Below are 15664 nucleotides of genomic sequence, written 5' to 3' on the forward strand. Positions count from 1 at the left end.
TTACGCGACCGGACCTCCGAAGATCTCGATGGGCTTGCTGTCGGCGGAGAGCGTTACGAGCGCGCGCTTGGTGTCCTTGCGCTTGCCGTAACCGAACCGGGTCCGCTTACGCTTGCCCTGACGGTTCATCGTGTTGACGCTGGTCACGGTGACGTCGAAGATCTTCTCGACGGCAATCTTGATCTGCGTCTTGTTCGAGTCCGGGTGCACCAGGAACGTGTACGTGCCTTCTTCGATCAGTCCGTAGGACTTCTCGGAGATGACCGGTGCCAGCAAGATGTCGCGGGGATCGGCGATCGTGGTCACTTGCTTGCCTCCTCGTTCTTTGCAGGCCCAGCGATGAAGGTGTTCAGCGCTTCCACGCTGAAAACGACATCATCGGCGTTGAGCACGTCGTAGGTGTTGAGCTGGTCGGGTGCGATGGGGTGCACGCCGTCCAGGTTCTGCACGCTCTTCCAGGCTGCGATGTCCTCGCGGCCGACGACGAGCAGGACCTTCTTGCGGTCCGAGATCTCGGCGAGGAACGTCTTCGCACCCTTGGTGGACGGAACCTGTCCGGCAACCAGTTCGGTGATGACGTGCAGGCGCTCGCTGCGGGCCCGATCGGAGAGGGCTCCGCGCAGGGCGGCTGCCTTCATCTTCTTGGGGGTCCGCTGGCTGTAGTCGCGCGGCTGCGGTCCGTGGACCGTGCCACCGCCGACGAACTGAGGAGCGCGGGTCGAGCCCTGACGGGCGCGGCCGGTGCCCTTCTGCCGGTACGGCTTCTTGCCGCCGCCGCGAACCTCGCCACGAGTCTTCGTGGAGTGGGTTCCCTGACGAGCAGCTGCCAGCTGTGCGATGACGACCTGGTGCAGCAGCGCGATGTTCGCCGGAGCGTCGAAGATCTCCGCGGGGAGATCGACGGTGCCGTTGGTCTTGCCGCCGGCTTCCTTGACATCGAGCGTCAGCTTGGTCTCGGTGTTCTTCTCGAGGCTGGTCATGCCCGTGCACCACCCTTCAATGCAGACTTGACGATCACGACGTTGCCGCGACGGCCCGGGATCGCTCCCTTGATCAGCAGCAGACCGTTCTCGCTGTCCACCTTGTGGACCGAGAGGTTCTGCGTCGTGACGCGGTCGCCACCCATACGTCCGGACATGCGCATTCCCTTGAAGACGCGACCGGGTGTGGCGCAGCCACCGATGGATCCGGGGCGACGGTGCACGGCCTGTGCACCGTGGCTCGCACCCTGACCCTTGAAGCCGTGACGCTTCATGGTTCCGGCGAAGCCCTTGCCCTTGCTGGTGCCGGTGACGTCGACGTATGCGCCGTCCTCGAACACCGCAGCGGTGAGCTCCTGGCCGATCTCGAACTGCGAGGCGTCGGCTACGCGAATCTCCACGATGTGGCGACGCGGCGTGACACCTGCCTTCTCGAACTGGCCGGTGGTGGGCTTGTTCACCTTGCGCGGGTCGATCGCACCGAATGCGACCTGGACGGCGCTGTAGCCGTCACGTTCCTGGGTGCGGATCTGGGTGACCACGTTGGGGCCTGCCTTGATCACGGTCACCGGAACGACGCGGTTGTTCTCGTCGAAGACCTGGGTCATTCCGAGCTTGGTGCCCAGAATTCCTGTCGCAGGCCGGTTCTTGTTATCAGTCATCGTTGTCTCCGCGCTCACTGGATGTTGACGTCGACACTGGCCGGGAGGTCGATGCGCATGAGCGCGTCCACCGTCTTCGGTGTCGGGTCGAGGATGTCAATGAGCCGCTTGTGAGTACGCATCTCGAAGTGTTCGCGCGAGTCCTTGTACTTGTGCGGCGAACGGATGACGCAATACACGTTCTTCTCTGTCGGCAACGGCACCGGTCCGACGACGCGGGCACCCGTACGGGTGACCGTTTCGACGATCTTGCGCGCTGACGCGTCGATCGCCTCATGGTCGTAGGCCTTGAGCCTGATGCGGATCTTTTGTCCCGCCACGCTTAGTGTCCTTTTCTTGCCGCTTGGTCGTAGAACGGGCCGTTCGGCCTGCTCCACCTCGTCTGCACAGTCCCCGAGCCGTGGAAAACCCACCGACTCGAACTGCCTTCGTGCACACACGACAGTGAAAAACGTTGACGACCAGGCGTGGCCTGATTCCGTTGCCGCTCTTCATCTGTCATGGTTCTCCGGTCCACGCGGTCGGGCGTGTCGCGATTCCGCTCATTCTTCTGCGCTGAAACTTTCGCTTCAACCATCCGAATCGAACGAAATCTGCACCGATCGAGCTGGTGTTCCGGACGCGCTCACGTGGAGCGCTGGTCTCATGTTCTTGCTCAGTCGACCTTTCGGCCGACTCACCTGTTTCAGGCCGCACGCAAGCGCGTCCCGTGTCCAGGCAACCCGACCAGTATGCCGCAGACCGGGCAGCAGATCAACTCGGGGCCGATCGATCGCTACCGAGCTACCTTACCGAGCAGTAAGGTAGCGCCATGACCACCCTCGAGAACACTACCGGGGCGACCTATCGCGCCTGGTCGAAGCTACCGAACAACACTGTCGGGTCCACTCTCTTCTCCGTCGGCATGTGTCTGCGCGTTCCGTACTTCGCATCCGTGCTTCCCCGTGTCGTCGCGCTCGAGCCGGGACGCTGCGAGGTCACCGCGCCCAAGTGGTTAGGCATTCGGAACCACCTGGGCACCTTCCACGCCATCGCCGCGTGCAACCTCGCCGAGGTCGCCATGGGCATGCTCGCCGAGGCGACCGTCCCCACCACGCACCGATGGATTCCCAAGTCCATGACTGTCCAGTACCTGACGAAGGCCACGACGTCGCTGCGCGCGGTCGCCGAACTCGACGAGGTCCCCGATTTCGGAACGATCACCGACGGCATCGACATCGTCGTGCCCGTCGTGATCCGAGACACCTCGGGCATCGAGGTGGTGCACGCGGACATCACCATCTGGGTCTCCGCGGCGTCCCGTTGACATACTCGACCGATGAACTCGGTGACACGGTCGCGGTCCCATGACTCGGTAGTGGTGGTCGGAGGTTCGGGAGCGGTGGGCCGCCTGATGGTCGACCTGCTGCTCGCGGACGGGGTACCGGTGACCGTCGTGGACGTGCACGCTGGCCCGGAGCTCGACGGTTCGACGGTGATCGCCGGCGACATCACCGCCCCCGCCGAGCCGGTCGAATCGGTGCTGAGAGAAGCGACGACGGTGATTCTGGCCGTCCCCGAATCCGTGGCGCTGCGGGCCGACCTGTCCGCCGTGCGCGCCGACGCCCTGCTGGTGGAGACCCTGTCGGTGAAGTCCGGCTTCTCCCACCATGTACAAGGCGCGCGTCCGATCGGTGCCACGCTGGGAATCAATCCCATGTTCGCCCCGTCGCTCGGAATGGCCGGACGCCCGGTTGCTGCCGTCGTGCATCGACCCGGCCCGCCGGTGGATGCCTTCCTGGACGGCATCTCGCGGTGGGGCGCTCGGGTGGTCCTTCTCGACGCCGCACGTCATGATCGCCTCGCCGCGGCGACGCAGGCGCTGACGCACGCCAGCGTCCTGGCGTTCGGACTGGCTCTGGCCGAACTGGACCTTCCGTTCGTCGACATCGACGCCGTTGCGCCTCCCCCGCACGCGTCGATGCTCGCGATACTGGCACGGATCACCGGCGGGGAACCCGAGGTCTACTGGGATGTTCAGGCCGGCAATCCCCACGCGGCCGAGGCCAGGGCGGCGTTGCATCGCGCGACGCAGACGGTGAGCGAGACCGTCGATTCCGGTGACGAGGCCGACTTCGCCGCTCTGTTGGCGCAGGCCGAGGCCGCTCTGGGTGGGAACGGGGATCGGTATCGGGCGGTGTGCGCGGAGATGTTCGGTATCGTTCGAGGTAGCAGTGGTAACCGATGACCACGAGTACGAGCGCGGAGGCGAGGCACACGATGTTGGAACAGCCGTCGTTGCCGGAGTTCGATTCCGACGATGTCGTCGAGAGTGCGGTCGTCGCTCGGTTGGCGAAGAACTGGTCGCAGCGCGCGACGGTCAAGAAGCCCGAGCCCGAGCTGGACGATCTGTTCGACACCACCAAGCAGGATTTCCCCGACGCTCTGATCCCCTTCGGCGAGCACGACACCTTCACCGGTGCCACTGCCGAGCAGCAGGATCGACTGCGTGCCTGGGGTTGGATCGCGTTCAACAAGAACGTGATGGACGTCGAGCAGCACGTCGTTCATCCCGGTTTCGCTCTGTTGGCGCAGGACGTGTTCGAGACCGGGATGGGTGACACCCTCGCTGTGGCGGTCACCCAGGCCATGGTGGACGAGCAGTACCACACCCTCATGCACCTCAACGCGAGCGCTGCGACCAGACGCGGACGCGGGTGGGCTCTGTCGGAACGATCGTTGCCGTTCAGCTCCACCGTGCGCAGGCAGCGTGCGGCGCAGGCGACCAGTGACGACCCCTGGTCGGCGGCGATCAGCTCGCTTGCGTTCATGACGGTTGCAGAGATCTCCATCACCTCGTATCTGGACCTGATCGAGGACGACGACATCATTCAGCCCATCAACCGGGCCACCGTCAAACTGCACAACCGCGACGAGTACTGCCATGCGTCGATCGCCGACGACATGGCTGCGATCGTCTTCGACCGGCTCCGCCCCGACGACCGCCGGAAGTTCCTGGACGGGCTGGTCGACGGCATGGACGCGTTCTCGAGCAGCGACTTCTCCACCTGGGGACGCATTCTCGAACTCGAGGGCGTGCGCGGTGGCGGGCAGATGCTGGTCGACGTCGAGCAGGACAAGAGCCGCCGCGCGTTGGTTCAGGACTACAGCGGGTTGCGGTCTCTGTGCCGCAAACTCGACGTCGAGAACAGTATCGATATCGACTGGGACTGACTGCGGAGGTCACGCAGCGACGACCCACAAGTAACATCCACGGCGAATTTCGCTATCAAGTAGTGGCCCTCGACTCCACGGGGTCCGGTCCCACCACTCCCCCCGACAGCTCGGAGATTCGATGTCGTCAGCTCAACACGCAGCCGTACACGTGGAGGACGTACACAAGTCCTTCGGCGATGTGCAGGCGTTGCGCGGCATCAGCTTCTCCGCCGAGCGGGGAACGGTGCTGGGGATTCTGGGCCCGAACGGTGCAGGCAAGACGACGACGGTGAAGGTGCTCTCCACTCTGATCGCACCCGACCGGGGCAGGGCATTCGTCGCAGGTCACGATGTCGCGACCGACGCTCCGGCAGTGCGCCGCTCGATCATGATGACCGGGCAGTACGCGGCCCTCGACGACACTCTGTCCGGCCGCGAGAACATCGAGCTCTTCGGCCGTCTGATGGGTCTGGACAAGAAGGCCGCGAAGGCCCGAGCCAAGGCGCTGCTCGACGAGTTCGACCTGTCCGACACCGGCAAGCGGCCCGTCCGTGGCTACTCGGGCGGTATGCGTCGGCGCATCGACATCGCCTGCGGCCTCGTCGTGCGGCCGGAGGTCGTGTTCCTGGACGAGCCGACCACCGGACTCGATCCCCGCAGTCGGCAGGGCGTCTGGTCGTTGGTCGAGGCACTCAAGTCGCAGGGCATCACTGTGCTGTTGACGACGCAGTATCTCGAAGAAGCAGATGTCCTGAGCGACAACATCATCGTCATCGACAAGGGCACGGTCATCGCGGAAGGCACCTCGGACCATCTCAAGGCCATGACCGGCGGCAGCTATTGCGAGGTCGTTCCCCTCGATCCCGGCCAACTCCGCGCGGCCGCCGAAGCCCTCGGCGACATGGTTCCCGCTGCAGTTCACGCCGAGATCACCGCTGCCTCGGACCGGCTCTCTGTTCCTGCCCCCGACGGCGCAGCCACGCTGTCGGAAATCCTGCGCCGCATCGATGCGGTGGGCATCGTGCTCGCCGACATCGCCCTGCGCCGCCCGTCGCTCGACGACGTGTTCCTCACCCTCACCGGTCACTCGAAGACGAGCACCACAACATGACGGCCACGACGCGAGGCGTAGCCGGTTCGCAGGCGAGGACCGTGCAGCGGACCGATGTCGGTTCGACGGCTCAGGAGCCCAAGCGACGGTCGAGGACGAAGCCGTCGGGATTCGTGCAGTGGCAGGCCCTCACCGGGCGTGCGCTGTGGACGATGCTCACCAAGGGTGAGTTGTTGGTCGCGGTCATCGCCCCGCTCATCTTCACCGTCGGCTTCTACCTGCCGCTCAAGTTCGTCATGGGTCTGCAGGGCATCGACTACGCCCAGTTCCTGATGCCGATCATCGTGCTGCAGGCCATGGCGTTCACCGCGATCTCCGCGGCGCAGCGTGCCTCGGCCGAGGCTTTGAGTGGCCTGAATTCCCGGTTGAAGACCATGCCCGTCGTGCGGGGTGTGCCGCTGGTGTCGCGCATCTCGAGTGGTGTCGTCCGCTCACTGGTGTCTCTGGTGTCCGCTCTCGGCTTCGGTTACGTCATCGGCTTTCGATTCACTGCGGGATTCGGTCAGGCCCTGTTGTTCTGTGCACTGGCCATGCTGATCAGCACCACGTTGTCGATCGGTGCCGATGCGATCGGAACGCTGTCGAAGAGCCCCGAAGCGACCAGCCAGGTGTTGACCCTGCCCCAGCTCATCCTCGGCATGGCCTCGTGCGGATTCGTTCCGGAGAGCGGTTTTCCCGAACTCATCCGCCCCTTCGTTCGCAATCAACCGATCTCTCAGTTCTCGTTCGCGATGCGAGACATGGCCGAGGGCGGAGTCACCTTTCAGGTGCTGTGGCCATCCCTCGCCTGGATCGCAGGCCTGATCGTGTTCTTCGTCCCGCTTGCCATCTGGGCGAGCTCTAGACCGGAATGACGAGTCCGAGATGACCATGTCCGAAGCGTCGGTGAACGCTGCTCGCGTATCCAACTTGACCTTTCCCGAACCCAACATGGCCCTGCGAGAAGGGTCGATCCGCGCGCTCGGGACGCACAGTCTGATCCAGGCCAAGCGACTTCTGATGCGGTGGATGCGCGATCCGTCGACGATGATCCAAGCCTTGCTGTACCCCGCGTTGATGCTGGTCATGTTCCGGGTCGTACTCGGCAACTCGATCTCCGCGGCCACCGGAGCCCCGGCCATCTACGGCCAGGTTCCGATGATCGCTCTCGTCGGGGCCATGTTCGGGTCCATCGTCAGCGCTGTCGGTCTCAAGGGCGAGCGGAAATCGGGCTTGCTGTCCAGGTTCTGGACGACACCGACTCACCGTGCCGCCGGCCTGCTCGGCAGAATGATCGCCGAAGCCGTCCGAGTGCTCGTCACCACCACCGTCATCATCGCTGCCGGAGTGGCGATGGGGTTCAGATTCACCCAGGGGTTCCAGGCCGGACTCTTGTTGCTTCTGATTCCGGTCGTGTTCGGTATCGGGTTCGCGGTGATGGTCACGTTCCTCGCGACCGTCGCCGGTAATGCTCCCCTGGTGGAACTGGTCTCGATCTTCTGCACCCTGTTGATGTTCTTCAATGCCGGCTTCGTTCCGGTTCTGGCGTATCCGCTCTGGCTGCAGCCGGTCGTCGCAGCTCAACCGATGTCGGTCGCGGTCGATGCCATGAGGAACCTCGCTCTCGGAGGTCCGGTCATGACACCGGTGCTCCAGACGTTGGCGTGGTCTCTGGGTCTGGTCGTGGTGTTCCTCTATCCTGCAATTCGGGGGTACAAGAAGGCATCCGCGACCGGCTGATCGAATAGGCTCCGGCCGTCGATGGCCACGCTGGGAGGTGACGTCGTGGCCAATGGGCACCCCGAGCACCCGTCGATCTCGGTGATCATTCCGGTGAGCTCGCTCGATCCCCTGCTCGACGCGCAGTTGCAGGCATTGGCGGAGCAGGATTCCGATTATCGGTTCGATGTGCTGATTTCGGACAATGCCGGTGACGGACGAGTCGGCGATCACGTGTCCTCGCACCCCCTACGGGATCGACTGCAGTTGACCTGTGTCGACGCATCCCAGCAGGTCGGCGCGGCGCATGCCCGCAATCGCGGTGCCGAGAACGCCTCCGGTGAGCTGTTGATGTTCTGCGATGCGGACGACGTGGTGCATCCGTCGTGGCTACGAACCCTCGCCGAGCTGGCCAGGTCGTTCGACGTAGCCGGTACCGCGGTGGAGACGTACACGTTGAACAGTGCGCAGGCGTTGTCCTGGACTCCGACCACACCGCCGGAGGATCAGGGTCGCACCGATTTCCTGCCCTTCGCCATCGGTGCCAGCATGGCCTGCTGGGCGTCGGTTTATCGCGATGTCGGTGGCATGGACAACCGGTTCCGGGCCAGCCAGGACGTGGAATTCTGCTGGCGCGCACAATTGGCCGGCTACACCCTCGGCTTCAGCACCGAGGCTGTCGTCGCCTATCGGCTCCGAGCCGAGCTCCGGCCCATGCTGCGACAATCGTTTCGGCTCGGCTTCGGCTTCGCCAAACTGCGCGGAATCTATCGGACGCAGGGGTGCCCGGCCATGAGGGTCCGTACCGTCGCCTCGTGGTGGACCGCCCTACTGGTTCGCAATCCGCTTCTGCCGACCTCGTGGACCGGATTGGCCCGTGGTCATTGGGCGAGGGCCCTGTTCATCCGGGTCGGCGAAGTTCGCGGCGGCATCGCCTATCGCGCCTTCTGTTGGTGACGTCCGACACACCCACTGGATCGCCGGGCTGCCCGGCCTGCAGTCTTGAGTCGCGCGCCTGTAACGGATGGATGACCGATGTTACGGTCGAGAACACGGAGCTGCCGAAACCGGCGGCACATCGCACGCCTTCACACGAGATCGAGGCCATGTCGAACACGCTTTCCCGAGTACTGCCCACGGCGGTCGCTGCCGCCGTTGCCGGTGCCCTGTGCCTGACCGGGGCGGGAACAGCTACCGCGGCACCCGCCTCCCCCACGGGCACCTCCGTGTCTGCCACTCCTGTCCTGGAGGGCGCGAACGACTTCGGCTGCGTGCCCAGTGCGGCGCATCCACGTCCGGTGGTTCTCGTGCACGGAACGAAGATGGATGCGTCGACGTGGAAGACGCTCGCACCGCAGTTGAAGAGCGAGGGCTACTGCGTCTTCGCGCCCAACTACGGCGGCGTCTCGCTCCTGTTCGATCCGAGCACGACCATCTGGGGTTCGGGTGATATCGCCGAGTCGGGACGGCAGATCGGTCGGTTCGTCGACGAGGTGCTTGCCGCCACCGGTGCAGAACAGGTCGATCTAGTCGGTCATTCACAGGGCGGCACGTCCTCGCGCCAGTACATGAAGTTCGACGGTGGCACCGATCCGCAGGATCCTGCCCGCAACAAGGTGCACACTTTGGTCACCCTCGGTGCCACCAACCACGGAACGACGTTCGGCGGTCTGCAGCAGCTCTCCGAACTGCTCACCTCGCTCGGACTCCCCGGCGACGCGCTCACCCCGCTCACGTACAACATGGCCGGTGCACAGCAGTTGGTCGGCTCCACGACGTTGACGAGCCTGAACGACGGCGGAGACGTCCAACCGGGAGTCGAGTACACCGTCATCGCCACCCGCAACGACACGGTGTCGACACCTCCGGGGAACACCTTCCTCCGGTCGGGTGATCCGTCGACGGTGCACAACGTATGGGTTCAGGACGTGTGCCCGGCCGCCACGACGTCGCACATCGGCCTCGTCACCGATCCCGCGCCGCTGTACATGGTCAAGTCGGCGCTCGACCCCGAGTACGCAGCGACCACCCCGCCACCCTGCTGACACTGCACGATCCGTAGCCACCGGGGCCTCGACGACATCACGTCGCGTGGCCCCGGTCGCGTTCGAAGACCTACCGGTCCAGCTCGGTCTGCAACACGGGTCCGATTTCGGCCAGTGCGGACTGCGACGCCATCTGCCAGTGTGTCGAATGCACAGGAACCACGGTGACGCCCCCGTCGACCGCGTCCTCCCACGTCGACGCCGCGACGGTTCCGGTCGGATCGTCAACGACCGACGCGAAGAGTATCGACCGCCCGACGAATGTCCGGGGCACGTACGAGTCGATCAGCTCTGCCGAACGGGCGATCCCGTCCAGTATCCCGGCGACCCGGTCGCGGGAAATCTCGTCGAACGGAGCCGGCATCGATGCCAACAGATCCGCCACGGAATCGACCGTGAGCTCGCCGATCTCGAGATCGGAGTCCGCTCCCAAGCCGAGGCCACCGAGCATCTCTCCGGCCGACACAGGACGGTCCACGACGTGGTCGGTCCTGCCCGCGACGAACGAATCCATCATGGCCAGTGTCGACACCGACTCGCCTTCACGCTGCAGTTGCACGGCCATCGCGTGAGCGATCGATCCACCCATCGACCAACCGAGCAGGTGGTACGGGCCCGACGGCTGCACGGTACGAATCCTGTCCACGAACAGGGCGGCCCACTGCTCGATCGATTCCGGCAGCGGCTCGGCACCGGAGAGGGCAGGCGACTGCAATCCGTAGATCGGACGGTCGTCGCCGAGGTACGCCGACAGTCCGCCGAAGGCCCAGGACAGCCCCACGATGGGATGGATGCAGAACAGAGGTGACGAGGAGCCACCGAGCCGAAGAGGAATCAACGTCTCCAGCCCGGTGGAGTCCGCCCCCTCGCTCGACTCCGTCGCAGCCGTCATCCGCGCGGAGAGCGAGCCCACCGACGCGTCGACGAACAACCAGTTCAGCGGTACCGGCGCGCCGCCGAGGGCTGCTCTGAGCTTGGAGACCAACTTGACCGCCAGCAACGAGTTGCCACCCAGCGCGAAGAAGTCGTCGTCCAGCCCGACGCGCTCGACGCCCAACACTTCCGCGAACACCGCGGCGACCGATTCCTCGACCGGAGTCTGCGGAGCCCTGAACTCACGGGTTTCGAATTCCGGGGCCGGCAACGCCCGACGGTCCAGCTTCCCGGCTGCATTGAGCGGCAACGCATCGAGAACCACGAACGCCGACGGCACCATGTACGACGGCACCGCCGACCCCAATTCCGACCGCACCGCCTCGGCATCGACCTCGGCACCGACAGCAGGCACCACGTAGGCAGCCAACGACTCCCCCACCGACAACTGCACGACCACCACGACGGCCTGACTCACCGACGACAACGCCGTCAACGCCGTCTCGATCTCCCCCAACTCGATGCGCTGCCCGCGGAACTTGACCTGAAAATCGGTGCGACCGATGTACTCGAGCCGTCCGGCATCCATCGACCACCGGACCAGATCACCGGTGCGGTACATCCGCGCCCCCGCAGGACCGAACGGATCGGCAACGAAACGCTCCGACGACAGATCGGGCCGCGCAACATAGCCCCGAGCCAACTGCACGCCGGCGAGGTAGAGCTCACCCGGCACACCCGCGGGTACCGGATGCAGCCGCGAATCCAGAACGTGGACAGAGGTGTTCCACTCCGGCACCCCGATGCTCACCGAACCGTCCACCGCGACGTCCTCGGAGACGTCGCGATACGTGACACTCACCGCGGCCTCGGTCGGCCCGTACAGATTGTGCACCCGCGCGTTCGACACTGCCCGGCACGCACTCACGGTCCGCGCGGGCAACGCCTCCCCGATCACGAAGATGTGCCGAAGCGAAGAGATGGACTGCGCAGCAACCGATTCGGCGAACACCGTAAGCATCGACGGCACGAAGTCCGTCACCGTCACGCCGTGACGGGCGATATCGGCCGCAACGGCCTCCACATCACGTTGCGCGCCCGGGGCCGCCACGATCAACCGGCCCCCGGTGCGCAGCGGCAGGAAGAACCCCCACAACGACACGTCGAACGTCGTGGCAGTCTTCTGCAAGTAGACATCCGACGCGTCGAGACCGTACTCCTGCGCCATCCACTCCATCTGGTTGACGATGGCACGATGCTCCACGGCGACTCCCTTGGGCCGGCCGGTCGACCCCGAGGTGAAGAGCACGTACGCCAGATCGCCACCCACCGCCCGAGGGAAGACCAACGGCCCGCTCGGCACCGGTGGGTCCGTGATGTCGACGACCGGAATCGCTGTCCCCGTGACGAATTCGTCCCGCGCCGTCGACAGAACGACAATCGGCGATGCCGTGTCGAGAATGTAGTCGTTACGCTCGGCGGGCTGATCCGGATCCACCGGAACGTACGCCGCACCGGATCGCAGCACGGCGTACATCCCGACCACCAGCTCGACCGATCGACGCATGGCCAACCCCACCAGCATGCCGGGGCCGGCCCCACGCTCCTGCAACAACGACGCAGTGGCATCCACCCGGTCCGAGAACTCCCGATACGTCAGCGACCGCTCACCGAACACCAACGCCACCGCATCCGGCGATTCGACCACCGTGCGACCGAAGCCGTCCAGCAGCACCTCGCCCGAATCGGCAGCCACCGTGCTGCCGTTGCCCCGCAGCGAGAGTTGTTCGCGCTCAGCCGAATCGAGAATCGCGATGTCACCGACCACGACACTCGGACGAGCGGTGACCGCCTCGAGAACGGTCACCAACCGCTGCCCGAAGGACGTCATGGTCGACTCGTCGAACAGATCCGTTGCGTACATCAACTCGACGGCCGGTCCTGCGCCGTCGCCCCGCTCGGTGAAGGTCACCTGGAGGTCGAATTTCGCCGATGCCACGCCGGAACCGAATGCCTCGACCCCGAGATCGGGCAGCTCGAAGGAACCCTGTGAGAAGTTCTGGAAGAACAGTGCAACCTGCACCAGTGGATGTCGTCCTTGCGAGCGCACCGGATCGAGTACCTCGACCAGACGCTCGAAGGGCACGTCGACGTTGTCGAACGCCTCGAGGTCGGCCGTACGTACCGTGTCGAGAACCTCGGCGAACGAGGCATCCGGGGCAACGGGGGTTCGCAGCACCACCGTGTTGACGAACATGCCGACCAGATCGTCGAGCCGGGCGTCGCCGCGGCCACCCACCGGCGCACCCACGGCGATGTCGGCCGTGCCCGACAGTCTCGCCAGCAGCACGGCCAGCGCGGCGTGCACCACCATGAACGGGGTCGACTCGCTCGTGCTGGCGCACTCGAGCACTCGGGCGTGCAGCTCGGGGGCGATGTCGAACGACACCACCGCCCCTCGTCCCGACGCGACCCGAGGGCGCGGCCGGTCGGCGGGCAGCTCCAACTGTTCGGGTAGGCCGTCGAGCGCGTGCTGCCAGTACCGAATCTGCTTGTCGGCAACAGAGTTCGGGTCCGATTCGGAACCGAGCATGTCCAGTTGCCACAGCGTGTAGTCGACATACTGAACCGGAAGCGGCGTCCACTGCGGTGCCGATCCGCTCCGTCGCGCGAGGTATGCCGTCATGACGTCCCGAGACAGCGGAGCCATCGACAGACCGTCGGCCGAGATGTGATGCGCCACGAAGGCCAGTACGTACTCCGGTACCGAACCGGCGGGATCGGTGACCTCGAACAGTCGAACGCGGAACGGAATTTCGGTCGTGACGTCGAACCCACGCGTGAAGAACTGCGTCACCTCGGCCAGGGCGCTCTCGCGGGTGACAGGCACCACCGCCGTGTCGACCTGCGTGTCGGCCTCGTCGAGCACTCGCTGATATCCGCTGCCGTCGATGTCGGGGTAGACGGTGCGCAGCGATTCGTGGCGACCCACCACATCGAGGACGGCGGCCTGCAGCGCATCGACGTCGAGCGACCCGCGCAGCAGCAAGGCAACCGGTACGTTGTTGATCGCGGACGTGGTGTCGAGTCGATTCAGGAACCACATGCGTTGCTGAGCGGACGAGAGCGGAATGTGTTGCGGCCGGGCCCTCGAGGCATCGAGCCGGGCCCGGACCGGAGCGTCGACGGATTCGGCTGCGTTCGCGAGCGCTTCGACGGTGGACGACTCGAACACCGAACGCGCAGGCACGTGCACGCCGAGTGCCGATCCCAACCTCGCAGCGAGTTTGGTGGCGATCAACGAATTGCCGCCGAGCGCGAAGAAGTCGTCGTCGAGACCGACGCGTTCGACCCCCAGCAACTCGACGAAGATGTCGGCTACCGTCTGCTGGGTGGGGGTCGTCGGAGCGCGGAACTCGGCGACCTCGAACACCGGCTCCGGCAACGCATCTCGGTCGAGCTTGCCGGTGGGGGTCAGCGGAATCGACTCGATCGGGGTGACCACGGACGGCACCATGTGCGCAGGCAGACTGCGTCCGGCGGCCTCGAGCAGGTTGTCGACGTCGAGCTCGACACCTGTCGTCGGCAGTACGTAGGCCGCGAGAACCGTTGCTCCCGTCGGCCCCCGGTAGCCGAGGGTCGCTGCGAACTCGACACCGTCGAGTGCGGTCAGAACGGCGTCGATCTCACCGAGCTCGATCCGGAATCCTCGAATCTGGACCTGGAAGTCGTTGCGGCCCATGTATTCGATGACGGGTCCGGTCGGCCCGTCGCGCCAGCGCACGATGTCTCCGGTTCGGTACAGCCTCGCCTGATTCGAGTCCCCCTCGACCGCATAGGGATTGGCGACGAAACGGGTTGCCGTCAGGCCGAACCGACGATGGTAGCCGCGAGCAAGGCCGGCCCCGGTGAGGTACAACTCGCCCGGCACGCCGGCCGGGACCCGACGCAGCCGGTCGTCGAGAACGTGATGACCCATCTCCCTGGTCGACTGCCCGAGCAACACCGCCTCGCCTGCGGTCAGCGGTTGCGAGATGTTGCACACCATGGACGCTTCGGTCGGCCCGTAGACGTTGTGGAACCGGCGGTCGGTGGCCCATTTCGACATCAGTTCCGACGAGAAGGCCTCACCACCGACGGCGAGCACTCGCAGGGCGGGCACATCTGCCGGGTCCAGCGAGGCCAGCGCCGCCGGCGTGATGAAGGCATGCGTGACTCGGTGGCGGCGCAACACCTCGCTCAGATCGGTACCACCGTAGACGCCCGGTTCGACGATGACCATCGTCGAACCGGCACCGACGGCCATGAGCAGTTCGAGTACGGACGCATCGAAACTGGGGGACGCGAAATGCAGTGTGCGCGAACCGGAGTCCAGGCCGTACGTCTCGACCTGGGTCGCGGCCAGTGGTGCCAGGCCCGCCTGGGAGACGGCGACGCCCTTCGGTAGGCCCGTCGAGCCCGAGGTGTAGATGACGTACGCGAGATCGGACGCGCGAATCGGTGCGCGGCGATCGTCCGCGACCACCGGCCCGTCCGACAGCCCACTCAGTTCTTCCTCGACATCGGATGCGTCGAGCACGATCCACGACACCGCGTTCGGCATCGCAGCCTCGAACTGCGTTGCCGTGACGCCCATTCGGACACCCGAATCGGTGGCCATGTGCTCGATACGAGCAGCCGGGTAATTGGGGTCGATCGGCACGAACGCTGCCCCGGTCTTGGCCACCGCCCACACCGCCATGACCGATTCGATCGATCGGGTCAGGGCCAGCGCCACGAAATCCCCTGGCCCGACTCCACGTGCGAGCAGTAGGCGAGCCAGCCGGGAGGATCGGGAATCGATCTCCCGGTAGGTCAGCGACCGGTCCCCGAATTCGGCAGCGATGCCGTCCGGGTTCTTCTCCACCGCGGCCGCCAGCAGAGTCGGCAGCGCAACGGTACGGGCGGGCCGAGTACGCGTCGGCCGAGACCGGGTGGGCCTGGGACGGGCCGGCCGGCCCCCCGCTCGGCCGCCGGACTCGGACGGTGTGCCGGTCGATCCATCCGCACTCATGTTAAGCAATGACTCCTCACCAGTTCTTCGCCGCACCGTCGACCGTG

The 15664-nt window shown here is 65.4% G+C and carries 13 protein-coding genes; 8 read left to right on the forward strand and 5 right to left on the reverse strand.

The features are described 5' to 3' along the window. From rplW to rpsJ, 4 genes are read right to left on the reverse strand one after another with little or no spacing between them, the layout of a single operon-like run. A complete protein-coding gene (gene rplW, locus NY08_RS09165) occupies nt 1–306 on the reverse strand; it encodes a 50S ribosomal protein L23 (RefSeq protein WP_027496310.1) in 306 nt (101 codons plus the stop codon). Beyond that, nucleotides 303–980, reverse strand: a complete 678-nt coding sequence (rplD, locus tag NY08_RS09170) for a 50S ribosomal protein L4 (protein ID WP_008718317.1) — start codon at nt 978–980, stop codon at nt 303–305. Before rplD ends, rplW begins: the two co-directional genes overlap by 4 nt. Then, nucleotides 977–1642 carry a 50S ribosomal protein L3 gene (gene rplC / locus NY08_RS09175; RefSeq protein ID WP_032398245.1) on the reverse strand — a complete coding sequence of 222 codons (666 nt, stop codon included), beginning with the start codon at nt 1640–1642 and terminating at the stop codon, nt 977–979. The genes rplD and rplC overlap by 4 nt, the downstream gene beginning before the upstream one ends. A 14-nt stretch (nt 1643–1656) precedes the next feature. Beyond that, complete coding sequence (rpsJ, locus tag NY08_RS09180) at nt 1657–1962, reverse strand: 30S ribosomal protein S10 (protein WP_003938093.1); 306 nt, start codon at nt 1960–1962, stop codon at nt 1657–1659. 491 nt (nt 1963–2453) lie between these two features. On the opposite strand from rpsJ, the gene NY08_RS09185 reads away from it, so the two are divergent. The 8 genes from NY08_RS09185 to NY08_RS09220 all read left to right on the forward strand — a co-directional run bounded on the left by NY08_RS09185 (nt 2454) and on the right by NY08_RS09220 (nt 9691). Further along, complete coding sequence (locus NY08_RS09185) at nt 2454–2948, forward strand: hotdog fold domain-containing protein (RefSeq protein WP_045195963.1); 495 nt, start codon at nt 2454–2456, stop codon at nt 2946–2948. Between the two features lie 12 nt (nt 2949–2960). After that, nucleotides 2961–3869 carry a prephenate dehydrogenase dimerization domain-containing protein gene (locus NY08_RS09190; RefSeq protein WP_045195965.1) on the forward strand — a complete coding sequence of 303 codons (909 nt, stop codon included), beginning with the start codon at nt 2961–2963 and terminating at the stop codon, nt 3867–3869. Between the two features lie 32 nt (nt 3870–3901). Continuing rightward, the gene (locus tag NY08_RS09195; protein WP_045200045.1) at nt 3902–4855 is read left to right on the forward strand and encodes a diiron oxygenase; all 954 of its coding nucleotides are present in this window, start codon (nt 3902–3904) and stop codon (nt 4853–4855) included. A 121-nt stretch (nt 4856–4976) separates the two neighbouring features. Then, nucleotides 4977–5948, forward strand: coding sequence for a daunorubicin resistance protein DrrA family ABC transporter ATP-binding protein (locus NY08_RS09200; protein ID WP_045195967.1), 972 nt, complete (start codon nt 4977–4979; stop codon nt 5946–5948). After that, nucleotides 5945–6802, forward strand: a complete 858-nt coding sequence (locus NY08_RS09205; RefSeq protein ID WP_045195969.1) for an ABC transporter permease — start codon at nt 5945–5947, stop codon at nt 6800–6802. Before NY08_RS09200 ends, NY08_RS09205 begins: the two co-directional genes overlap by 4 nt. Nucleotides 6803–6812: 10 nt before the next feature. After that, nucleotides 6813–7667 carry an ABC transporter permease gene (locus tag NY08_RS09210; protein ID WP_045195971.1) on the forward strand — a complete coding sequence of 285 codons (855 nt, stop codon included), beginning with the start codon at nt 6813–6815 and terminating at the stop codon, nt 7665–7667. Between the two features lie 21 nt (nt 7668–7688). Beyond that, the gene (locus NY08_RS09215) at nt 7689–8603 is read left to right on the forward strand and encodes a glycosyltransferase (protein WP_045195973.1); all 915 of its coding nucleotides are present in this window, start codon (nt 7689–7691) and stop codon (nt 8601–8603) included. 149 nt (nt 8604–8752) lie between these two features. Further along, on the forward strand, nt 8753–9691 hold the full coding sequence (locus tag NY08_RS09220; RefSeq protein WP_045200047.1) for an esterase/lipase family protein: 939 nt from the start codon (nt 8753–8755) through the stop codon (nt 9689–9691). Nucleotides 9692–9761: 70 nt separating this feature from the next. Here the strand turns inward: NY08_RS09220 and NY08_RS09225 are convergent, their stop codons facing one another. Continuing rightward, nucleotides 9762–15617, reverse strand: coding sequence for an amino acid adenylation domain-containing protein (locus tag NY08_RS09225; RefSeq protein ID WP_082073738.1), 5856 nt, complete (start codon nt 15615–15617; stop codon nt 9762–9764). Nucleotides 15618–15664 lie beyond the last annotated feature (47 nt).

The organism is Rhodococcus sp. B7740 (genome assembly GCF_000954115.1).
Taxonomy (GTDB): Bacteria; Actinomycetota; Actinomycetes; order Mycobacteriales; family Mycobacteriaceae; genus Rhodococcoides.

Excerpts from the sequence above, each read along its gene's own strand:
- rplD (WP_008718317.1), bottom strand. The coding sequence starts at position 980 with ATGACCAGCCTCGAGAAGAACACCGAGACCAAGCTGACGCTCGATGTC.
- rplC (WP_032398245.1), bottom strand. The coding sequence starts at position 1,642 with ATGACTGATAACAAGAACCGGCCTGCGACAGGAATTCTGGGCACCAAG.
- NY08_RS09185 (WP_045195963.1), top strand. The coding sequence starts at position 2,454 with ATGACCACCCTCGAGAACACTACCGGGGCGACCTATCGCGCCTGGTCG.
- NY08_RS09190 (WP_045195965.1), top strand. The coding sequence starts at position 2,961 with ATGAACTCGGTGACACGGTCGCGGTCCCATGACTCGGTAGTGGTGGTC.
- NY08_RS09195 (WP_045200045.1), top strand. The coding sequence starts at position 3,902 with ATGTTGGAACAGCCGTCGTTGCCGGAGTTCGATTCCGACGATGTCGTC.
- NY08_RS09200 (WP_045195967.1), top strand. The coding sequence starts at position 4,977 with ATGTCGTCAGCTCAACACGCAGCCGTACACGTGGAGGACGTACACAAG.
- NY08_RS09205 (WP_045195969.1), top strand. The coding sequence starts at position 5,945 with ATGACGGCCACGACGCGAGGCGTAGCCGGTTCGCAGGCGAGGACCGTG.
- NY08_RS09210 (WP_045195971.1), top strand. The coding sequence starts at position 6,813 with ATGACCATGTCCGAAGCGTCGGTGAACGCTGCTCGCGTATCCAACTTG.
- NY08_RS09215 (WP_045195973.1), top strand. The coding sequence starts at position 7,689 with ATGGCCACGCTGGGAGGTGACGTCGTGGCCAATGGGCACCCCGAGCAC.
- NY08_RS09220 (WP_045200047.1), top strand. The coding sequence starts at position 8,753 with ATGTCGAACACGCTTTCCCGAGTACTGCCCACGGCGGTCGCTGCCGCC.
- NY08_RS09225 (WP_082073738.1), bottom strand. The coding sequence starts at position 15,617 with ATGAGTGCGGATGGATCGACCGGCACACCGTCCGAGTCCGGCGGCCGA.